The sequence below is a fragment of the Pseudonocardia sp. TMWB2A genome (genome assembly GCF_017312135.1).
In genome coordinates, this window is sequence record NZ_QKQY01000002.1 from 3,405,946 (window position 1) to 3,427,896 (window position 21,951).

Sequence of the window (21,951 nt, forward strand, 5' to 3'; positions counted from 1 at the left end):
CCAGGACGACCAGAGCCGCCGCCAGACCGGTCCGGCGACGGGCCGGCAATGATGGACGCACTGCTGGTGGTCGTGTGTGCCCGGACTTCACCCGGTCACAGCGGGCAGCGTGCTCAACGCCGTGTCGAGCGACTTGAGGTTGGCGATGCCGTCGGGGTAGGAGAGCCCACCGGTGCAGGTGACGCCACGCGTCCGGTTCGAACTCGCCTGCGGCAGGGCCTTCCAGGCGTTGGAGTCCAGGACCGGCAGCACCTCCGGCTTCGGGTTCCCGTCCGGTCCCAGCGGGTAGAGGAGCGCGCTGTACTTGGCGAGGTCGCCGATACGCTCCATCGACGTCTGATCACCCGGCTGGTTCGCCGTCTCCGGGAACTTGACACCGAGTTCGGTGCCGAAGGTGGTGCAGTAGAAGGAGCGCCCTTCGACGAGGAACTGCCCCTCCTTGGTGCTCTTGTGCCGGTTGATCAGTGCGAAGGTGCTGGACGCGAGGACGTCCTTCCGATCCGTCCGCATCTTCGCGATGAGGTTGTCGTACTCCGTCTTCCGCGCCTCGAACTCGGCGGACTTACCGAGCGCATCGGCCACACGCGCCTCCTGAACCTTCCAGTTCGCGTTGCTCACCTCGATGTACACCGTCGGGGCGATGGACTGGAGGCGCTCGTTGTCCCAGCTGCCCTCCCAGATGAAGTCCGGAGTGCTGACGACGATCAGGTCGGGCTTGAGGCTCGCGATCTTCTCGTAGTCCACCGTCTTGAAGTCGGCCACGACCGGCGTCGAGTCGTACACGGCGCGCTGTGCGGGCGGCAGCCACACGGGGTCCTCGTTCAGCTGGCCGAGGCCGACCGGCTTCATACCGAACTCGAGCATGTTGCTCGCGCCGCGCTGGATGCCGATGATCCGCTGTGGATCGACGGGGATGTCGATGGTCCCGTTGTCGGCGGTGAAGCTGCGTGTCGCGGACGGCGCGGTCTCTGCATCACCACTGCTGCACGCGGAGAGGACGAGGGCGGCGCCCATGAGCGCGGCCACGAATGCCGCGAAGCGTCGTCTCTGGTAGGTCATGACTCGTTCTGCTTTCTGATCAGGATGTGACAGGGACGGTGGGGGTGGGGTGACAACCGGCTCGTGTCGTCGGTCGGGCGCTGCCCGGGCCGGTCGGGGGTCCGCGTCGTCGGCCCACCGCTGTGTCGTTCAGCCGGGACCACGCACCATCAGCTCGTGGATGGTGGTGCCCCAGCCGACCGTGTGGACGGCGCTGCGGACGAGTCCTGCTCCGTCGATGACCTCGTCGAGCTCGTCGGGTGTGCGCATGCCCGAGCCGTGGACCGTCAGCGCGATGAGATCCGCCTCGCAGGCGTGTTCGTCCAGGTCGTCGGTGTCCAGGGTCTCCTCGACCAGGAGCACGCGTCCGCCCGGCACCAGGTTCTCGGCCGCTCTGCGCATCGCGTGTGCGGCGTCGGCGTCGGGGAGCGCCCGGAAGGCGCGGCTGATGAACACGGCGTCGGCGACGGGACTCGGTTCGAACACCGACTGCTCGACGATGCTCACGCGCGCGCGTTGCCCGTCGTCGGGCATGGACTCGGGCAGGTCGCGACGGAGCCAGTCCGCTTGGCTGGGCAGGCAGCAGATCGTGATGCGGAGATCGGGGTGCTTGGCGACGAACTCGCGTGCGTGGGCGCCCGCACCTCCGGAGTGGATCACCAGGTGCTCCACTCCGGTGAGCAGGTCGGAGCTCGCGATCGGCTCGGCGAGGGCGGGCTGGAACTTCGCCAGGTACTCGAGGTAGCGGTCCTCGTAGTCCTGGTCGGTCCGAACTTCGGCGAAGGTCTGGCCGGTGACGCCGGAGTAGGAGGCGAGGCCGGTGCGGACGGACTCGGTGAGCCCGTGGATGCCGAGCATCTCGCGCCCCTGCACACCGTTCGGATGCAGTGCGTCGGACATGGCGTCGGTGGTCAGCACCTCGCCGACCGGGGTGAGCCGGTAGTGGCCCGGAGCGCTCTCGGCGAGCAGGTCGAGCGAAGTCAGGTAACGGAGGAGCTTGCCGAGTGCGCGTTCGTCGCTGCCAGAGGTCACGGTGAGCTCGCCGGTGCCGGTGACACCACGGGAGATCAGATCGGGAATCCCCAGTTCGACTGCGGTCCGGATCGCGATCGGCGGGACCAGCTCGGTCAGCTCGTGGAGTTTCTCGAACGGCGTGACCGTCTTCTCCGGGTCGGGAACCGCCTCGTCCTCCTCGAGGGAGACCGCCTCCCCACGACGCCAGTAGCCGGTGAACTCGATGTCGGTCTTCGGCAGACCCCGGTCCTCGACCAGGTGCCGGCGCAGATCCCGGACGGCCGTGTGCTCGCCCGCGATCCACGCGAACGGGCGCCCCTGCGCCCATGCGCAGTCCTTGACGGCCCTCAGCAGGAGATCGCCTGCGTTCGACCCGTCCCGGACCAGCCAGGTCACCTCGACGCCGGGGAGGCTGCGCAGCGCGAGCCCGTCGTTCTCGGCGCCGACCTCGATGAACACCCGTGCCCGGGCGTCGTCGGGGAGCTCGTCGAGAAGACGCGCGATCGCGGGGACCGCCGTGTCGTCGCCGGCGACGAGAAGCCAGTCCGTGTCGATCGGCAGCGCCCGGGAGACCGACGGACCGAAGACGTGGATGCGGTCACCCGGCTGCGCACGGTAGGCCCAGGTCGTTCCCACACCGATGCCGTGTCTGACGAAGTCGATGTCGAGCTCTCCCGTTCGCCGGTTCCACCGACGGACCGAGTAGGCCCTGGCCAGCGGCCGAGGGTCCCTCGGCATGCGCAGGCCGGTCTCCTTCTGCTCGGGCAGGACGGCTTCGGTACGGCCGGGATAGGGGAACACCAGCCGGACGTCGTCATCGAACCCCGACGAGTCGAAGGCGGGCTGGGCGAACCCGTCGGCCGTGGTGAATTCGCGAAGCTGGGAGCCCGCCAGGGTGACCCGCCGCATCCCTGGTGAGAGGTCCACGGACCGGACGACCTCGACCTCGCGGAGGGTCAAGGGGCGCACGGTGAGTGGACGTGAGGTCTTCGGCATTCTGTGAGCGGCCCTTCCGATTGCTCCGCGGTGACGTCAGCCGCACCCGCTGCCGGCAGGAGGGCCACCGCTAAGGTTAGGCAAACCGCACGCACGATGGTGTGCGCAGGCTGTCGAATACTTAGGATCGTCTGATGTCCCTCCCGGTGCACACGAGCACGGGTGACCCTCCGCCGGTTCCCGCCGTCCGCTCGGATCCGGCGGCTCACGTGCGGCGCCCACTCCTGGTCTGGGTCCGCACCGGTGCGGCGTACGTGCGTATCGACGACGCCGAGGTGATCCGTCTCACGGCAGGGGAGGGCGTGTGGATTCCGGCGGAGGGGTGGGGTTCGCGGGCCGTCGTGACCGACCCCGGGACCGTCGCGTTCCCGGTGTGGGCGGACCTGGGGGCGGCGTCGTCGCCGGAACCGACGCGGTTCGAGGTGTCGCGGTCGTGGCAGGACTGGCTGATCCAGTACTTCAACCTGCAGGTGACACCACTGACCGGCCAGGGGTACTCGCCGGCCAGGATCGCCGCGCTCGTGCGCCGTTCCCGAACGCGACCGCTCTCCGGCGACCCTGCAGGCGGGCCCGCACAGGGGAGGATCGCCCCGCTCGCTCTGCCGAACACCCGCAGGGCCGCGGCGGTCGCCGAGGAGGTGCTGCGCGATCCTGCCTGCGATCTCACCGTGGAGCAGTGGGCGGCACGAGTGCTCTGCAGCCCGCGGACCCTCCGACGCGACTTCCTCGCAGGCAGTGGGCTCACCTTCGAGCAATGGCGGCTGCGCTGCAGGCTGCGGGCTGCGGTCGAGCTCCTGACCGCGGGATGTCCGGTCGACCAGGTGACTGCGCGGGTGGGGTTCACGAGTCGCAGCGGCCTGAGTCGCGCGTTCAGGCACGAGATCGGGGTGACGCCCCACCAGCTCCGTCGGCAGGTGCTCGCCGAACGCGGCGCGGAGCGGGGCGGTTCCGCGCCGTGTCCGGACGATGCCGATGTCCCCGTGCCGTGGGGCCGGGGGGCGGTACCCGATCCGTTGCCCGCCGTCCACACACCTCCGCACACCAACAACAGTCATGTACTCAGCTGGATGTACCGCGGCACGGGATACCTCGACATCGGCGATCGGCGGTATGTGCGGCGGCGCGGCGTGGCGACGTGGGTACCGGCGGACACGGAGCACACCACCGGAGTCCGTGAGAACTCGGTCTCGCTGCCCCTGGGCAACGCCGGGACCGGCGAGCTGCTGCTGACCGAACCGCTGCAGGTCCGGTTCTCCCCGGCGTGGGACGACTATCTGATGTACTGCTCGATCAGCGCCCGCTCCATCCTCCGCCCGGACGACTACGACCCGCGCCACGTCGTCGAGCTGTTCGCCAAGCAACTCGCCGCGCAGCGGGCGATGTCGGTACCGATGCCCACCGACCCGGTCGCCCGATCCGTGGCGCTGGACTATCTGCGGCGTATCGCGGTGACGGGCGAACCGGCCGCGTCCGATGTCGGTTCCGCGATTCATGAGGCGTTCCGGAGAGAGACCGGTATGAGTTTCAGTCGTTGGTGCTACGGAGTCCGCATGCGTACCGCGCGGGATCTGCTCATCGGCGGATCCACACCCAGTGCCGTCGCTCGTCGGATCGGCTACCGTCATCTCCCGACGTTCAGCGCCGCCTTCACGCGTTTTCACGGTATGTCGCCCCGGACCTATCAGGAACGTGAGATCGGCCAGTCGTGAGGTTCCCCACGAACCGTCTTCGACGGCGTTGCAGCCACGTTTTCCTCGTGCGTAGTACGATGAACTGATAACCGTGGTCAACGGTTCGGACCGGTAAGTCGGGTCCCGGTCGACATTGTCGCGCTCTGCCGGTGAGAGTTCTGTTCGGGCCGCGCGACGAGAACGAGGTGGACGTGCGCAACGCAGATGTCGTCGTCGTCGGCGGAGGGTGCGCCGGATACTGTGCGGCACATGCAGCCGCACTGCGCGGGCGGCGGGTGCTGCTGCTGGACAAGGCTCCCCGTTCGAGTGCCGGCGGGAACAGCTACTACACGATCGGTTCCACCCGTGTGGTCCATGACGGGCTCGCCGACCTCCTCCGGATCGTCGAGCCGGACGAACGGCATGCTCGGACGGAGGTTCCGCCGTACCCGGCGGCGGACTTCATCGCCGATATGGAGCGAGTGACCCAGGGGCGCGGTGACAAGGCGCTCGCGGAGGTCGTCGCCCACGGTTCCCGGGACGCTGTCGGTTGGCTGCATGCACTGGGTGTGCGATTCGAGCTGATGTACGACCGGCAAGCCCACGAGCGCGACGACGGGACGTTCGCGTTCTGGGGAGGCATGCATCTCAGCAGCGTCGGAGGCGGCCCAGGCCTGATGTCCGACCACGTCCGGGTGGCGTCCCGACTCGGCGTCGAGGTCCGATACGAGTGCGCAGTCACTGGTCTCGTCACCGAGAACGATGCGGTTGTCGGCGTCCGTTCGGGGGAGCGGGAGTTCCGCGCGGATTCAGTGGTGATCGCGAGCGGCGGATTCGAGGCGAACGAGGAATTGCGGCAACGCCACCTCGGCGACGGGTGGCAACATGCAAAGGTGCGTGGCACACCGTACAACACCGGTGATCTGATCGAGGCGGCCCTGGCCATCGGCGCCGATCGAGGCGGGGACTGGGCGGGGTGCCACAGCGTTCCGTGGGACGCATCCTATCCTGCGAACGAGAGCAATCGTAGTCTGACGAACCGGCTCAGCCGGTACGGCTACCCGCTGGGAATCGTGGTGAATCGCGACGGCAGGCGTTTCGTCGACGAGGGTGCAGATCTCCGGAACTACACCTATGCCAAGTACGGCAGGCGGATCCTGGAGCAGCCGGGATCAGTGGCGTACCAGATCTTCGATGCGACGTCACGATCGATGCTGTACGGGTACGAGTACGACATGCCCGGCATACGTCCGGTCGTCGCCGAGCGACTCGACGAGCTCGCGACGGCCGCGGGTATCGATGCCGACGGGTTCGTGCGGACGGTGGCGGAGTTCAACGCGTCGATCGACACGGCGCGCCCGTTCGACCACACCGTCAAGGACGGGCGTCGTGCCTCGGTGGAGCCGGCCAAGAGCAACTGGGCGACGGCGATCGACTCCCCGCCCTACTACGCGTATCCCGTGACCTGCGGCATCAGCTTCACGTTTGGAGGGCTCCGAGGTGATCTCGACGGCCGCGTACTAGACCGTTCGGGAATGCCCATTCCTGGTCTCTTCGCCTGTGGCGAAGCGCTGGGCGGGCTGTTCAGCGGCAATTATCCCACGGGGGCGGGCCTGATCGCGGGAATGGTGATGGGGCGCCGCGCAGGCTCGCTGGCGTGAGATGCCGGCGCGGCGCCCGATGTGCGCTGCCCCGCGCAGTCAGGTGGTGGCCGTCATCTTGGCCTCGAGCACGTGCCACCAGCCGTCCACGGTGGAGTCGTCGACGAGGTCGAAGAAGCGTACGTCGATCCCTCGGCCCTGCCACTGGTCGACCAGACGCATCGTCCCGATCGAGTCCAGGCCGCAGTCGATCAGGTCCGAACCACCGGTGAGCTCCTGCGTCTCGACCCCCAGCACCGCGGCGAGGTCGCCGAGGAAGGACTCCCTGCTCATGGCAGGGCTGGAGGTCGCCGCGGAATCCGTTCCCGGGCCGGTACTGCTGTCCATGCTTTGCTTCCGCCTTCGAGTTCGTCTCTGTCGTCGTGACCGTGCGGGCCGCACTGCCCGCTGACCGGGCGCCGCCGGAACGGGGACGCGGCCACCACCGCGGTTCGGGGCTCACAGGGTGCTCACAGTCCTGCGAGGAAGTCGAGTGCCAGGGTGTTCACCTCCCCCGGGCGTTCGAGGTATCCGAGATGACCCGTATCGGGCACCTCGACGTAACGGGCGCCGGGGACGGCGTCGGCGACCTCACGGCCGAGATGGGGAGGGACGATCAGGTCGTCGGCGAATCCGATGACGAGCAGCGGCCGGTCGATCGCCCGGTAGTCCTCGGTGCGATCTCCCAGACGCTCGGACGCGCCGAGCTGGCCCCGTTCGCCCGACGATATCGGCGCCGCGGCGTGCTCGAAGATCGCAAGCCAGTCCCGCGCCGTGGCGGGATCCCGCAGTGTCGCGGGCGAGAGGTTCAGCATCGCGTTCACCGCGGCCTGGTACTTCGTCGGAAGAGCGATCCGGCGGTCGAACAGTTCCTGTTCGCCTGCGCTGTACAGATCTGTTGCGGCTTCGGTGCGCGCGTGCGCCCCCATCGCGATGACCCCGCGGACGAGTTCACGGTGGGCGAGAGCGAGCTCCTGCACGATCCGGGCGCCCAGGGATGTGCCGATCACGTGCGCCGGTCCGCCGGCGTGCTTGATGAGCTGGGCGAGATCGGCGACCAGTTCGCCCACACCGATCTCGGGACAGAAGGAGTCGTTCTGTCCCGGCACGGGGCTGATTCCGCGATTGTCGTAGGTGATCACCCGGTATCCGGCGGTGACGAACTCCGGAACCTGATGGAGGCTCCAGACGTTGCCTTTCGCTCCGGTTCCCTGCACCAGGACGACCAGGGGAGCGTCGGCATCACCGTACTCCCGGTAGTGCAGCGCGATCCCGTTCACGGACAGGGCCGGCATGGATCCCTCCGTCTCGCCCTCGTCGCGGGCGGGAGTCAGTCGGTCGTGGGTGAGCGGACGGAGCCGATGGCAGCGCCGCCTCGACGGTCGGGGTGGTGGTCCGGAGCCCGTGCGAACGCCGGTCGTCGGAGGTGTGAGCCCTCCTGCTTGATCGATGAGGCCCTCTCCAAGTAAGTGTAGTCTAGCCTAACTTTTCGGCCGACTGAGATGCGGAGGCTGCCAATGGCGCCGAAGGCCCGTTCCACCGAGGTGGCGACTGTGTGCGACTCGATCCCCCTGTCCCGCAGTCAGCGGGGGATCTGGGCGGCACAGCTGCTCTTCCCCGGAGCGAGGGCCTTCCACGTCGGACGGTTGATGTGGTTCGACGGGGCTGTCGACACCGAGGTGTTCGCCGCGGCGGTCGCCCACACCTTCTCGGAGACCGAAGCGTTGCGCGTGCGGTTCTCGGACGAGACCGGAGAGCCGTCGCAGGTGGTGTGCGATGAGGTCTCGCTCGACACGGAACTGTTCGACGAGGCCCGGAGCGACGGTGAGATCCGCGCCGAAGCACGGGAGCGTGCCGTGCACGGCCGGACGGGTGCGGTCGAGGACTCCACCGTGTCGATGCTGTTCAGGCGGGAGGCCGGCGGCTGGGCCTGGTGCTTCATGACGAACAACCTCCTGCTCGACGGGTACGGCTACTTGCTCGTCACCCGACGCGTCGCCGAGGTCTACTCCGCGATGGTCGACGAGGCCGCCGTGCCGCCACGACGATTCGGTCGCCTCGCCGACGTGATGACCCCGACGACGCCGGAGCAGGTGGCGCGGGACATCGACCACTGGCGTGAGGTGCTCGGTGTGGAGGTCGATGCGACGACCACGGACGAGATGCCGCTCGCGGCCCTGTTCGCGTACTCCTACGACCCTGATCAGCTGGTGTTACCCGCCGACATCGGTGGCCGGCTGGAGGCCCTGGCGCAGAAGCTCCAGGTCGCGTGGACCGATGTCCTGATCACGGCATGGGGGTTGTACACGGCACTGGTGCAGGGCCGCGACCACCTCGCCGTGCGAGTGCCGCTCATGCTGCGTGACGGCTCACGGGAGATCCGCACCACTCCGTGTGCGATCGCACGGGCTCTGCCGGTCGTCGTCACCATGCGCCCGGACGACTCCTTCTCCGACATCATCACGGCAGTCGCCTCGCAGGCACGTGAGATGCGCCGGCACTCCGCCATCGAGGATCACGAGCTGGCCAGGTTGTGGACAGGTCATGAGTCGTCCTACCTCTCCCTGCCCACGATCAACATCAAGCTCTTCCAGGCCTCCCTGGACTTCGGGGGACAGGAGGCTCGTTCGGAATCGATCAATCCAGGACCGACGGGTCTACTCGACCTGTCCGTCCACGGCACCCCGGCACGGGGGCTCCGGCTGGACCTGTCCGGCCGTTCCCCGCTCGTCTCCACGGAGGAGTCCCACCGCCACGCCGTCGCCTTCGCGTCCTTCCTCGACACGGTGACCGACGGCCCCGATGCCGTGGCCGTCAGCCGGTTGGCTGCCAGGGCGCTCCCGTACGACCCGTCGACGGACATCGGTGTGTGGTCGGTGGGTGCTGGGGTTGTGGTGGGGGATGTGACGGTTGATTCGTTGTTGTGTGAGCAGGTGGTGCGGTCTCCGGGGGCGGTTGCTGTTGTTGATGATGTGGATGGGGGTGAGTTGTCGTATGGGGTTTTTGATTCGCGGGTGAATGCGTTGGCGCAGTTGCTGGTGGATCGTGGTGTGTCGGTGGGGGACCGGGTGGCGGTGGTGTTGCCGCGTGGTGTTGATCTGGTTGTGGCGTTGTGTGCGGTGTTGCGTGCGGGTGCGGCGTATGTTCCGGTGGATCCGGAGTATCCGGGTGAGCGTGTCGCGGCGATTGTGGAGGATTCTGCTGCGGGCGTTGTTGTTGTTGATGGGGATGTTGCTGGTGTTCATCGGGATGTTTTCGGTGGGGCTGGTGCGGTTGTCGTGGTGGTGGATGAGGAGTCTGTCCGGGGGTGTGTGGTTGCGGGGCGGTCGGCGCGCCCGGTGCTGTCTCGTCCGGTGACGTCGGCTGATTCTGCGTATGTGATTTTCACGTCGGGGACGACGGGTCGTCCCAAGGGTGTTGTGTTGTCGCACGGGGCGGTGGTGAACCGGCTGTTGTGGGGGCGTGACGCGTTGGGGTATTCGTCGGCGGATCGGGTGTTGTTGAAGACTCCGGCGACGTTCGATGTTTCGGTTCCGGAGTTCTTCCTGCCGTTGGTCGTGGGTGCGACGATTGTTGTCGCGGTCGACAAGTTGCATGGTGATCCGGAGTATGTTGCGCGGGTGCTGCGGGATCGTGAGATCACCAGTGTGCATTTTGTTCCGTCGATGTTGCAGGTGTTCCTGGATTCGGGTGTCGGTCCTGGTCGGTTCCCGTCGGTTCGTATCGTGTCGTTCACTGGTGAGGCGCTTCCGGTGGGGGCTGCTGTGCGGGCGCGGGAGGTGTTCGGTGGGGCGCAGTTGTTCAATCTGTACGGTCCTACCGAGGCTGCGGTCGAGATTACTAGTTACGATGTTTCGGAGTTGGTCGACGGTGCGGAGTCGACTCCGATCGGTGTTCCGATCGCTAATTCGTTCGTGCGGGTTCTGGATGGGTGGTTGCGTCCGGTTCCGGTGGGTGTGGCGGGTGAGTTGTATCTGGGTGGGGTTCAGCTTGCTGACGGGTATGCGGGGCGGGCGGGTCTGACTGCTTCCCGGTTCGTTGCCGATCCTTTTGCGGGTGTCGGTGGCCGGTTGTATCGGACGGGGGATGTGGTTCGGTGGAACCGGCGGGGTGAGTTGGAGTACCTGGGTCGTTCCGATGACCAGGTGAAGGTGCGCGGGTTCCGGATCGAGTTGGACGAGATCCGGTCTGTGTTGGAACGTCATGAGTCGGTGTCGGGTGCGGCTGTGGTGGTTCGGGAGCATCCTGCGGGTGGGACGTTCCTTGCGGCGTATGTCGTCGTGGTCGACGGCGTGGTCGAGGGTGTCGATGATTCGGTGTTGTTCGACGGGCTGCGTCGTCATGTGGCTGAGCGGTTGCCGGAGTACATGGTTCCGGGTGCGTTCGCGCGGCTTGACGTGTTTCCGGTGACGGTGAGTGGGAAGCTCGATCGTAAGGCGCTTCCCGAGCCTGATTTCGGGGATGGGGCGGGTGGCGGTCGGGCGCCTGAGAGTGTTGTCGAGCGGGCTCTTGCGGATGTTTTCCGTGATGTTCTGCATCGTGCTGTGGATGCGCCGTTGTCGGTGGATGATGATTTCTTCAATCTGGGTGGGCATTCGTTGCTCGCGACTCGGGTGGTTGCTCGTGTGAATGCTGATCTGGGGTCGGCGCTCACGTTGCGGGATGTTTTCGATCATCCGACTGTCGGTGGTCTGGCTCGGGTTCTCGCTGAGGCGCCCGAGGGGGTGGAGCCGGCGTTGCGGGTCGGTGATGTGCCGCGTCCGGATGTGGTTCCGGCGTCGTACGGCCAACAGGCACTCTGGGTGATCGATGCTCTCGGAGGCCCGGGCAACCAGTACGTCGTGCCGACGGTGATGCGACTCGTCGGTGACGTCGACGGTGATGCACTGGCGGCCGCGGTCCGCGATGTGGTCGATCGGCACGAGACCCTTCGAACGCGGCTGATCGCGGAGAACGGCATGGTCCACCAGGTGGCGGTGCCGGCCGAGCACATCGACACCCGACAGATCTTCGCGCTCGAGGATCTCAGCGAGGCGGGGGAGGAGGCCGTCGAGGCGCGCGTCGGGCAGGTGGTCCGGTCGGGATTCGACCTGGCGGTCGATGTCCCGTTCCGCGCCCGGCTCCTGCGAGTCGCGGACACGCAGTGGACCCTGGTGCTGGTCGTCCATCACCACGCGATCGACGAATGGTCGCAGCCGGTGCTGTTGAGGGACCTTTCGGCCGCCTATCGGGCCAGACTGGCCGACGAAGCCCCGGACTGGGCGCCGATGCGCGTGCAGTACGCGGACTACGCGCTCTGGGAGCGCCACGTTCTCGGAGACCCGGACAATCCCGGCGCCGAACTCGCCCGGCATCTGGACTACTGGAGGAACAGCCTGACGGGGATTCCGGACGAGTCGACGATCGTGGCCGATCGGCCGCGTCCGGTCAGCCCCACCCATCACGGCGACGACATCGCGTTCACGATCAGCGAGGACACCGTGCTCGGGCTGCGGCGGGTCGCCGAGGCCCGTGACGTGTCCATGTTCATGATCGTGCAGACGGCCGTGGCACTGTCCGCCTCGCTCCTCGGGAGCGGCGACGACGTCGTGATCGGGTCTCCGGTCGGTGGGCGCACCGAGGACGGGCTCGAGGATCTCGTCGGGTACTTCGTCAACACCCTCCCGATCCGTCATCGGTTCCGGCCGGGAGACACCGTCGGTGATGCTCTCGACCGTGCTCGCGACGCCGTGCTGGAGGGGTTCGCCCACCAGGCGGCGCCCTTCGAGCGGATCGCAGCCGCGGTCGGTGCCGAACGATCGGCGAACCGGAACCCGCTGTTCCAGATCATGCTCACCCACCGGACGATCGCCGGCAGGCAACGCGTCGTGGACTTTCCCGGGGCGACGGCACACCGGCGTCCGGCGTCCATCGGGGCGGTCAAGTCCGATCTCGATCTGTACGTCTTCGACGGCACCGACCAGCTCGCCGGGTTCGTGGGGTACGCGACCGAGCTCTTCGATCGAGCCACGATCGAACGCTTCCTCATCGTGTTCAGGCGCGCGCTGGCGGCGATCGCCGCCGATCCGACTGCCCGCATCATCGACATGGACCTGCTGTCGGGACCGGACGTCAGCGACATCGGTGTGTGGTCGGTGGGTGCTGGGGTTGTGGTGGGGGATGTGACGGTTGATTCGTTGTTGTGTGAGCAGGTGGTGCGGTCTCCGGGGGCGGTTGCTGTTGTTGATGATGTGGATGGGGGTGAGTTGTCGTATGGGGTTTTTGATTCGCGGGTGAATGCGTTGGCGCAGTTGCTGGTGGATCGTGGTGTGTCGGTGGGGGACCGGGTGGCGGTGGTGTTGCCGCGTGGTGTTGATCTGGTTGTGGCGTTGTGTGCGGTGTTGCGTGCGGGTGCGGCGTATGTTCCGGTGGATCCGGAGTATCCGGGTGAGCGTGTCGCGGCGATTGTGGAGGATTCTGCTGCGGGCGTTGTTGTTGTTGATGGGGATGTTGCTGGTGTTCATCGGGATGTTTTCGGTGGGGCTGGTGCGGTTGTCGTGGTGGTGGATGAGGAGTCTGTCCGGGGGTGTGTGGTTGCGGGGCGGTCGGCGCGCCCGGTGCTGTCTCGTCCGGTGACGTCGGCTGATTCTGCGTATGTGATTTTCACGTCGGGGACGACGGGTCGTCCCAAGGGTGTTGTGTTGTCGCACGGGGCGGTGGTGAACCGGCTGTTGTGGGGGCGTGACGCGTTGGGGTATTCGTCGGCGGATCGGGTGTTGTTGAAGACTCCGGCGACGTTCGATGTTTCGGTTCCGGAGTTCTTCCTGCCGTTGGTCGTGGGTGCGACGATTGTTGTCGCGGTCGACAAGTTGCATGGTGATCCGGAGTATGTTGCGCGGGTGCTGCGGGATCGTGAGATCACCAGTGTGCATTTTGTTCCGTCGATGTTGCAGGTGTTCCTGGATTCGGGTGTCGGTCCTGGTCGGTTCCCGTCGGTTCGTATCGTGTCGTTCACTGGTGAGGCGCTTCCGGTGGGGGCTGCTGTGCGGGCGCGGGAGGTGTTCGGTGGGGCGCAGTTGTTCAATCTGTACGGTCCTACCGAGGCTGCGGTCGAGATTACTAGTTACGATGTTTCGGAGTTGGTCGACGGTGCGGAGTCGACTCCGATCGGTGTTCCGATCGCTAATTCGTTCGTGCGGGTTCTGGATGGGTGGTTGCGTCCGGTTCCGGTGGGTGTGGCGGGTGAGTTGTATCTGGGTGGGGTTCAGCTTGCTGACGGGTATGCGGGGCGGGCGGGTCTGACTGCTTCCCGGTTCGTTGCCGATCCTTTTGCGGGTGTCGGTGGCCGGTTGTATCGGACGGGGGATGTGGTTCGGTGGAACCGGCGGGGTGAGTTGGAGTACCTGGGTCGTTCCGATGACCAGGTGAAGGTGCGCGGGTTCCGGATCGAGTTGGACGAGATCCGGTCTGTGTTGGAACGTCATGAGTCGGTGTCGGGTGCGGCTGTGGTGGTTCGGGAGCATCCTGCGGGTGGGACGTTCCTTGCGGCGTATGTCGTCGTGGTCGACGGCGTGGTCGAGGGTGTCGATGATTCGGTGTTGTTCGACGGGCTGCGTCGTCATGTGGCTGAGCGGTTGCCGGAGTACATGGTTCCGGGTGCGTTCGCGCGGCTTGACGTGTTTCCGGTGACGGTGAGTGGGAAGCTCGATCGTAAGGCGCTTCCCGAGCCTGATTTCGGGGATGGGGCGGGTGGCGGTCGGGCGCCTGAGAGTGTTGTCGAGCGGGCTCTTGCGGATGTTTTCCGTGATGTTCTGCATCGTGCTGTGGATGCGCCGTTGTCGGTGGATGATGATTTCTTCAATCTGGGTGGGCATTCGTTGCTCGCGACTCGGGTGGTTGCTCGTGTGAATGCTGATCTGGGGTCGGCGCTCACGTTGCGGGATGTTTTCGATCATCCGACTGTCGGTGGTCTGGCTCGGGTTCTCGCTGAGGCGCCCGAGGGGGTGGAGCCGGCGTTGCGGGTCGGTGATGTGCCGCGTCCGGATGTGGTTCCGGCGTCGTACGGCCAACAGGCACTCTGGATCACGGAGCAGGTCGCGAACCGGCCGATGTTCCGATTCCCCGTCGTGCTGCGCGCTCAACGGCGCATCGACGACGACGCACTCGAGCGGGCGGTCCGTCGCCTCGTCGAACGACACGAGATCCTGCGCACGACCTTCGTCTTCGACGAGGAAGCCGGTGTGCTCACACAACGGGTCCACGCCGTGCCGGGCGACGACGCACCGTTCGTGAGGGTCGAGGACGTGGGTGCGGGAGACGTCGGCGAGGCCGTGATCCGCTGCATCTCCCGGCCGTTCGACCTGACATCGGAGTTCGGACTGCGCTTCCAGCTGGTCCGGGGCCGGGAGGAGGACGTTCTCGCCGCTACCGCGCACCACATCGTGATCGACCAGCAGTCGGTCGGCCCCCTCCTGCGCGACCTCAACGCCCTGTACCTCGACGAGGCCGACGGGGTGCGCCCGGTGCTCGGCGACCCGCCGGTGCAGTACGCGGACTTCACCGTATGGCACCGAGCGCTTCTCGGGGACCGGGATGACCCGCGGTCGACCTTCCGGAGCGACCTCGACCACTGGCGTCGGACCCTCGATGGCGCGCCGTCGCAGATCGAACTGCCGGTCGATCACCCGCGCTCGGACAGTTCCTCCCGTACGGTGCGCCGGCACGCCCACCGTCTGCGCAGCGACGAGAGCGCAGCGCTGGACGAACTGCTCGTCGAACGCCGTGCGACGCCGCTGCAGGCGCTGATCGGGGCGCTCGCGCTCGCGCTGTGGACGGAGGGGAGCGGCACCACCGTCCCGGTGGGAAGCCCGGTGAGCCTGCGCGATCTACCCGAGCTGGACGATGCGGTCGGGTACCTCGTGAACACCGTCGTCATCCGGGCCGACGTCGAGCCCGCCGAGGGATTCGGCGCACTCCTGCAGAACGTCCGTGAGCGCACACTCGGCGCCGAGGAACACAAGTCCGTGCCGTTCGAGAGCGTGGTCGAGGTGGTCGATCCGCCACGGACCCCCGGGGTCGGACCGCTCTTCCAGGTCATGGCGGCCTACGTCGACCAGCAGGACTCGACGGTCGATCAGGAGGCCCCCTTCTCGCTCAGCAGCCCTGCGATGGGCGACAACCGGAACAGGTCGCAGCCGGCGATCTCGGACCTCGTGTGGTCTCTCGCGCGCAGCGACGGCGGACTGATCCTGAACCTCAACGCCACGAGGGAACTGTTCGACGAAGCGACGAGTGAGCGGATCCTGCGGAAGGTCCACCTGTTCCTGACCCTGGGAACGAGGTACCCGCAGCTGCCCACCGTCCATCTGGCACAGCTGGTCGCGACGGTGCAGGACGGCGTCGGTGAGCCGCCCGCCTCCGTCGGCGGGGCGCTGCCGATGTTCGGGATTCCCCTGACCGACTTCGAGATCGGCGACGCACCCCGGTGGCGTGCGGCCGTAGAGCAGGTGGCGATGACGTCGGGGATGCCCGACCTGGGCCTGCGTGTCCTCGACGACGGACGTGGCGAACTCGTCGCCGCCACCGACAACCCGGCTGCGCTCGATCACGTGTGCGACCTCGTGACGCAGCTGTTCGCCGCGTTCGCGTCGCCGACCGCGATGGAGATCGGAAACCGGCAGCCCGCCGGTGCGTCCCGGACGTCCGACGAGATCGCCCGTCTCCTCGACGACCCCCGGTGGGACGACTGGGTGGACGGGTTCGTCGACGCACCCGAGAGCGACCTCGTCGTGGGCGACACCCCGGCGGCGTTCGGGGCGGGCTCCGCCACCGTCGCGCGCGACACGACCCGACCGGCGGCCGACCCCGACGCGGCCCTGGCCGCGGTGCTGCTCACCGTGGCCGCGGAGCTCCCCGGGAGCATCACGGGCGACGGACTGCTGGCGGAGGTACGCGGGTCCCGGAGCACGACGATGACCCGCGACCACCCCGTCTTCGTCGACCCGGGGCTGCTGCTCGCGTCGCCGGCGACCGCTCCCGGCGGCGCGGAGCCGAGCGAGGTGCTCGGTCTGACCGGGGCGCAGGCGGCAGAGTTCTCGGCACTGTCGCGTGACCCGGAACTGAGCCGGTACTTCGACGAGCTTCCCCGACCGAGTGTGCGCATCGGGTTGTTCGCGAGTGAGGCCTGCCGTGTCGCGCCGGAGGGCGGGACCAGCGGGGTCGACGTGGAGATCCGTGTCCTGGTCGGCGCGATCTCGTCCGCGGGTCTCCGGACCCTGCGGGTCGAGGTCGAGACCGCATCCGGGGTCGGGGTCGACCCGCAGGCGCTCGCCGACCGCCTCACGACAGCACTGTCCGCCTCGCAGGTGCTGCCCGACCTCGTCGCCGAGCAGAACCCGCTGACGCTGGTCCGCGCCGACCGGCTCCCGCTGTCACGGGAGGAGGAGTCGCGGATCCGTGAGCGCTACGGCGACGACGCGGAGATCCTGCCCCTGTCGACCCTGCAGCGCGGAATCTTCTACCACATGGTCCGCGCGCTGGAATCCGGTGACGACAACTCGTACCTCTCACAGGCGAGTAGCGAGCTGACCGGAGCCGTCGACGTCGAACGCATGATCCGGGCGGTCGACACGGCGGTCGGGCGCTACCCCAACCTCCGCGCCGCGTTCGTCCCGTCGGGCGAGGTGCAGGTGATCCCCGCCCGGGTCGACGTCCCGTTCAGCGTCGTGCCGTTCGAGGAATGGTCCGCGCTCGGCCGGGGCCTGACCGAGTTCCTCGCCGAGGACCGCCGGCGCCGGTTCGACTTCGAGACGGCTCCGCTCATCCGGTTCACGCTCATCGAGCACGCCAGGGACGCCTGGACCCTGGTCACGACGTTCGAGCACATCCTGCTGGACGGCTGGTCGCTGAACGCCTTCCTCGCCGAGATCATCGAGATCTACGCCGATCCGACGTACGACGACCGGATCGCACCGTCCTCGTTCCGCGCGTACCTCGACTGGCTCGACACCCGCGATCCGGACGCGGCCACCCGCGCCTGGAGTGAGTACCTCGCCGATCTCGCCGGCCCGGTGATCCTGTGGCCTGAGGGGGGTGACCTCGGCACGCGTCGGGGCGAGACAGGGGAGCTGCACCACGATCTCGACGGCGACGTGGCGGAGGCGGTCTTCCGCGCCGCCCGCAGTACCGGCGTCACGGTGGGCACCGTCGTCCAGACGGCCTGGGGGATCACCCTCGGGCGGCTCGCCGGCGCGACCGACGTGGTGTTCGGCAACACCGTCTCGGGCCGTCCCGCCGACCTCGCCGACGCCGATCGGATCATCGGGCTGCTGTTCAACACGGTTCCGATGCGGGTGCGGGTGTCCCCGTTCGAGACCGCTGGCGACCTGCTGAAGCGCGTGCAACTCGAGCAACTGCTGGTCATCGACCATCCTGAAGTGTCGCTCACCTCCATCCAGCGCGCGGCCGGCATGGCCAACCTCTTCGACACGCTGTTCGTCGTGCAGAACCATCCTTTCGGTCGCGCCGCGCCCGCGAAGGACGGGGCGGGCGTGCAGCTGCTCGACCTGTCGGTGGACGACGCGACGCACTACCCGGTCACCTTCGCGGTGAACCCGTGGGAGCAGGACGGCTCGTCGCGGGTCCATGTGCGGCTGTCGTACCGTCGGGACGCCTTCGACGACGCGACGGCCGGACGGGTGCTCGAGCGCTACATCCACGTGCTCGACTCTCTCGTCGCCGGGCTCGACCGTCACGTGGGCGAGCTGTCCGCGCTGTTGCCTGCGGAGGCCGACCCGCGTACCGGACTGTGCGCCGCCGACGACCGGGAGATCGCGCAGGTCACCGTGGCCGACCTCCTGGACGAGCAGGTGCGCCGGTCGCCGGGTGAGACCGCGCTGGTCGCCGGGCCGCGGAGCTACACGTTCGTCGAGTTCTCCGCCGAGGTCAACCGTTACGCCAGGCTCTTGCTGGAGCACGGCGTGCGACCCGAGCACACGGTGGCGCTGCTGTTGCCGCGTGACGAGCGGATGGTGATCGCGATGTTCGCGGTGTTCACCGTGGGCGCCGCCTACGTGCCTGTCGACACGGAGCTGCCCGACGAGCGCATCGAGTACATGCTCGGTATCGCGACTCCGACGGTCACGCTCGTCACCGGGCGGGACGCACATCGGCTCGGTGGGGCCGCAGGCCGGATGATCGATCTCGACGATCCAGCCGTGCGGGAGGACATCGCGCGGCACGGTGCAGAGCTGGTGACACCGGAGGAGCGCGGCGGGGAGATCTCGCTGGACCATCTCGCCTACGTCATCTTCACGTCCGGTTCCACGGGCCGCCCGAAGGGCGTGGCCGTCGGATACAGGGGTCTGACGAACATGTACCTCAACCACGTGGAGAAGATCTTCGATCAGGTGGGCGCACATCAGGACGGGCGGAGGCTGCGGATCGCGCACACGACGTCGTTCTCGTTCGACGCCTCGTGGGAGCAGTTGTTCTGGCTGCTCAACGGCCACGCCGTGTACGTCATCGACGAGGCGATGCGCCGCGATCCGCAACGGCTCCTCGCGTACTACGACCACGAACGGATCGATGGCTTCGACGTGACGCCGTCGTACGGGCAGGTCCTCGTCGACGAGGGGCTGCTCGAGCGCGACCGACCGGCCGGGCGATCGGTCGCGGCCGACGCGCCGGGGGTCGTCTTCGTCTCGCTGGGTGGCGAGGCGGTCCCCGAGAGGCTGTGGCAGGAGCTGCGCGACGCTCCCGGTGTCGAGTCGTACAACCTGTACGGGCCGACGGAGTACACGATCAACGCGCTGGGTGCCGACCTGGCGGACAGCGCAACCCCGAGCGTCGGCCTCCCGATCTTCAACACCCGCGCCTACGTCCTCGACGAGAACCTGCAGCCCACGCTCCCCGGTGTCGCTGGTGAACTGCATCTCGCGGGAGCCGGGATCGCACGGGGCTACCTGAGGCAGTCCGCGTTGACCGCCGAGCGGTTCGTGGCGTGCCCGTGGGAGCCCGGGGAGCGCATGTATCGCACGGGCGACCTGGTCCGGTGGAACCGCGAGGGCCACATCGACTTCCTCGGCCGGATCGACGAGCAGGTGAAGATCCGCGGTTACCGCATCGAACCCGACGAGGTCCGTACAGTGGTCGAGGCGCACCCGCTGGTCACGGGTGCGGCCGTGGTCGCGGCCGACCACCCGTCGGGCGGCAAGTTCCTCGTCGCCTACCTCACCGTCGTCGAGGGGGCCGGTGCCGACGAGATCGCCCTGCGGGACCAGGTGCGAGGTTTCGTCGCGGAGCGGTTGCCCGAGTACATGGTCCCCACGTCCTACGTCCGTGTGGGAGCGTTTCCGCTCACGCCCAACGGCAAGCTCGACACCCGTGCGCTGCCTGCACCCGATCTCGGACAGAGCGCGGCAGCGGTGCGGGAGCCGGAGACCGAGACGGAGCACATGCTCATGGGGGTCGTGCGCGACGTGCTCGGGCTCGACGGCGGTGCCGAGTTCTCCGTCGACGACGACTTCTTCCAACTCGGCGGCGACAGCATCCTGTCGATCAAACTCGTGTCGCGGGCACGCGCCGTCGGTGCGGCCTTCACCGCCGCGGACGTGTTCTCGGCCCGGACCGTGGCCGCGCTGGCCCGCATCTCCGACGACCAGCGGGCGCCGGTGGCGACGACTGCCACCGACTCCGACGACGAACGGCTGCTCGCCGCGATCCGGGTGCCGATCGCCCCCGCGGCACAGGCGCGGAACCTGTTCGCGGTGCACCCGATCCAGGGTTTCGCGCTCGTCTACTCCGCGCTCGCAGAGCACCTCCCCACGGGGATGGGGCTGGTCGGGCTGCAGGATCCCGCTCACGGAGGTCTCGACGTCGATCTCGAGACCCCGCGAACGCGTGTCCTCGGTGTACGCCGATGCCGTTCAGGCGAGCCAACCGGAGGGTCCTTACGATCTCCTGGGCTGGTCGCTCGGTGGTCGGATCGCCTTCTCCGTCGGGCAGGAGTTGGTGGCGCGCGGAGAGCAGGTCTCGTCACTCACCATCGTCGACACGTTCTCGCGGTGGTGGGCCGCGAGGAGCGGGCCGGCCGACCAGGTACGACGTGACCGTCCCAGTCATAGGGACCAGGACGCCCAGGCGCGGGGTGATCGAGCAGTCCCGCGACAGATGGCGTGACCTGCTCGGCCTGGACGACGACGACCGGGGCGCCGACGAGGTCATGACCGCCATGGCGATCTCGACCCTTCGGGGTGCCGGGGTGATGGCGACGCCGACAGCGGGTGAGCTCGGGGTGGACGCGCTGCTCGTCGCGACCGGGGAGTTCCTGGACTCCGAGCGTGATTCGGGAGAGGGGACGGGAGATCTGCTGTGGGGGCCGCACCTGCGCAGCTGTGAGGTGGTCCGTGTGGATGGTGTGGACCACTACTCGATCATGGACCGGGACAGGGGCGTGCCGCAGTGGGGGAAGCGCCTGTCGGCCTATCTCACCCGGCCGCGATAGAACACGCCGGCAGGGGCCTGTCGGCGCGATCGTGTGTGCGTCAGTGATCCGGCAGGTCGGGGCGGACGCTCCGGCCCGCCGGCCTGACGCGCAGCAGCGCAGGTCGGTGGCGAGTGAGCCCTCTCCGGGCCGGTGATCTGCGATGTCGACGGCGGTGACGCCGCATCCACTACGGACACGCCGGGCTGTCCAGCGACACCGAGGACATGCTCGCAGGCCCTCGCTGAGCGGTAGTCACTCAGTACTGGGAATGCCCGGCGTCGGACGGGCCCGGAGGCGCTGCCTCGGGGGACGACGAGGGCGACCATGTCGCGGAGGGCGTCACGAGTACGACGACGTCGGCGCCGGAGAGCGGGGCCTCGTCGGTCAGCCGGATCGCCTCCGCGGTGGATGTCCAGGCCGGTTGGTCGGGCGGCTGATCGGCGGTAGGCTGTCGGTTGCGCTGTGGGCCGGCGGTGATGTTGGAGGCGCAGCCAGTCGGGGAGGGGAGCCTGGGCAGTCCCGGGCGTCTCGACGAGCGGTCCCGCAGGGGCGAAGCGGGCGTAGGCCCACCCGTCGGCGAAGGTGTGGCGGAAGCGTTCGATCCTGCCGTTGGTCTGGGGTCGGTAGGGGCGGGTCCGTTCGTGGATGATGCCCGGTCGGTGCAGGTGTCACGCCAGGCATGCGACCGGTAGCAGCTGCCGTTGTCGGACAGGAGCCGCTCGACGGTCACGCCGCGGGCGTTCAACCAGTCCACGGCCCGGCGTGGCACGGCGGTGACGGCTTTCTCGTCGCGGTGGATCTCGGCGTGGGCGACGCGGGGGCGGTCGTCGATGGCGGTGTGGACGAACTCTCTGCCGGTGCGTGGCTCGTGGTCGGTCCCCTTCGGGCAGCCCGGGAGTGGCCTGCTTGTTCAGAGCGCTTGCCGACGGCCGACGAAGCGGAGCCCGCCTCCGTCAGGGTTGTTGCCGAACCTGGTGACGTCGACGTGGATCAGCGAACCGGGATGGGGGGTGTTCGTAGCGGCGCAAGGGCTCGCGGGTGACTCGGCTGCGGGACGGTCCGTCGGACCGTGTCGGCGAAGTCCACGGGCCCTCCCCGGAGGAAGTGCCCCACGTCGACTCCCACGGCA

8 protein-coding genes and 2 pseudogenes are annotated in these 21,951 nt (G+C 68.0%); 5 read left to right on the forward strand and 5 right to left on the reverse strand.

From position 1 onward, the window contains the following. Positions 1 to 87: 87 nt before the first annotated feature. Together DMP17_RS30615 and DMP17_RS30620 are read right to left on the reverse strand one after the other, a co-directional pair. Complete coding sequence (locus DMP17_RS30615) at positions 88 to 1,059, reverse strand: ABC transporter substrate-binding protein (protein WP_337831340.1); 972 nt, start codon at positions 1,057 to 1,059, stop codon at positions 88 to 90. Positions 1,060 to 1,188: 129 nt separating this feature from the next. After that, a complete protein-coding gene (locus tag DMP17_RS30620; RefSeq protein WP_337831341.1) occupies positions 1,189 to 3,012 on the reverse strand; it encodes a siderophore-interacting protein in 1,824 nt (607 codons plus the stop codon). 290 nt (positions 3,013 to 3,302) lie between these two features. Between DMP17_RS30620 and DMP17_RS30625 the strand changes: the two genes are divergently transcribed. Together DMP17_RS30625 and tcuA are read left to right on the forward strand one after the other, a co-directional pair. Further along, positions 3,303 to 4,757: an AraC family transcriptional regulator gene (locus DMP17_RS30625; RefSeq protein WP_337831342.1), complete on the forward strand. Its 1,455-nt coding sequence runs from the start codon at positions 3,303 to 3,305 to the stop codon at positions 4,755 to 4,757. Between the two features lie 131 nt (positions 4,758 to 4,888). After that, entirely contained in the window at positions 4,889 to 6,379 is a 1,491-nt protein-coding gene (gene tcuA, locus DMP17_RS30630) for an FAD-dependent tricarballylate dehydrogenase TcuA (protein WP_337831343.1), read from the forward strand. Positions 6,380 to 6,418: 39 nt separating this feature from the next. Here tcuA and DMP17_RS30635 read toward each other — a convergent pair whose 3' ends face one another. Together DMP17_RS30635 and DMP17_RS30640 are read right to left on the reverse strand one after the other, a co-directional pair. Continuing rightward, complete coding sequence (locus DMP17_RS30635) at positions 6,419 to 6,706, reverse strand: phosphopantetheine-binding protein (RefSeq protein ID WP_337831344.1); 288 nt, start codon at positions 6,704 to 6,706, stop codon at positions 6,419 to 6,421. A gap of 122 nt (positions 6,707 to 6,828) precedes the next feature. After that, on the reverse strand, positions 6,829 to 7,653 hold the full coding sequence (locus tag DMP17_RS30640) for an alpha/beta fold hydrolase (protein WP_337831345.1): 825 nt from the start codon (positions 7,651 to 7,653) through the stop codon (positions 6,829 to 6,831). 222 nt (positions 7,654 to 7,875) lie between these two features. Here DMP17_RS30640 and DMP17_RS30645 point away from each other — a divergent pair. The 3 genes and pseudogenes from DMP17_RS30645 to DMP17_RS30650 all read left to right on the forward strand — a co-directional run. Then, positions 7,876 to 19,971 (forward strand): annotated as a pseudogene (locus DMP17_RS30645) (amino acid adenylation domain-containing protein); the annotation flags it as partial. 274 nt (positions 19,972 to 20,245) lie between these two features. Continuing rightward, the gene (locus DMP17_RS46525; protein ID WP_443217925.1) at positions 20,246 to 20,515 is read left to right on the forward strand and encodes a thioesterase domain-containing protein; all 270 of its coding nucleotides are present in this window, start codon (positions 20,246 to 20,248) and stop codon (positions 20,513 to 20,515) included. Beyond that, on the forward strand, positions 20,484 to 20,840 hold the full coding sequence (locus tag DMP17_RS30650; protein WP_337831347.1) for a hypothetical protein: 357 nt from the start codon (positions 20,484 to 20,486) through the stop codon (positions 20,838 to 20,840). Before DMP17_RS46525 ends, DMP17_RS30650 begins: the two co-directional genes overlap by 32 nt. 366 nt (positions 20,841 to 21,206) lie before the next feature. Here the strand turns inward: DMP17_RS30650 and DMP17_RS30655 are convergent. Beyond that, positions 21,207 to 21,868 (reverse strand): annotated as a pseudogene (locus DMP17_RS30655) (DDE-type integrase/transposase/recombinase); the annotation flags it as partial. Positions 21,869 to 21,951: the final 83 nt, after the last annotated feature.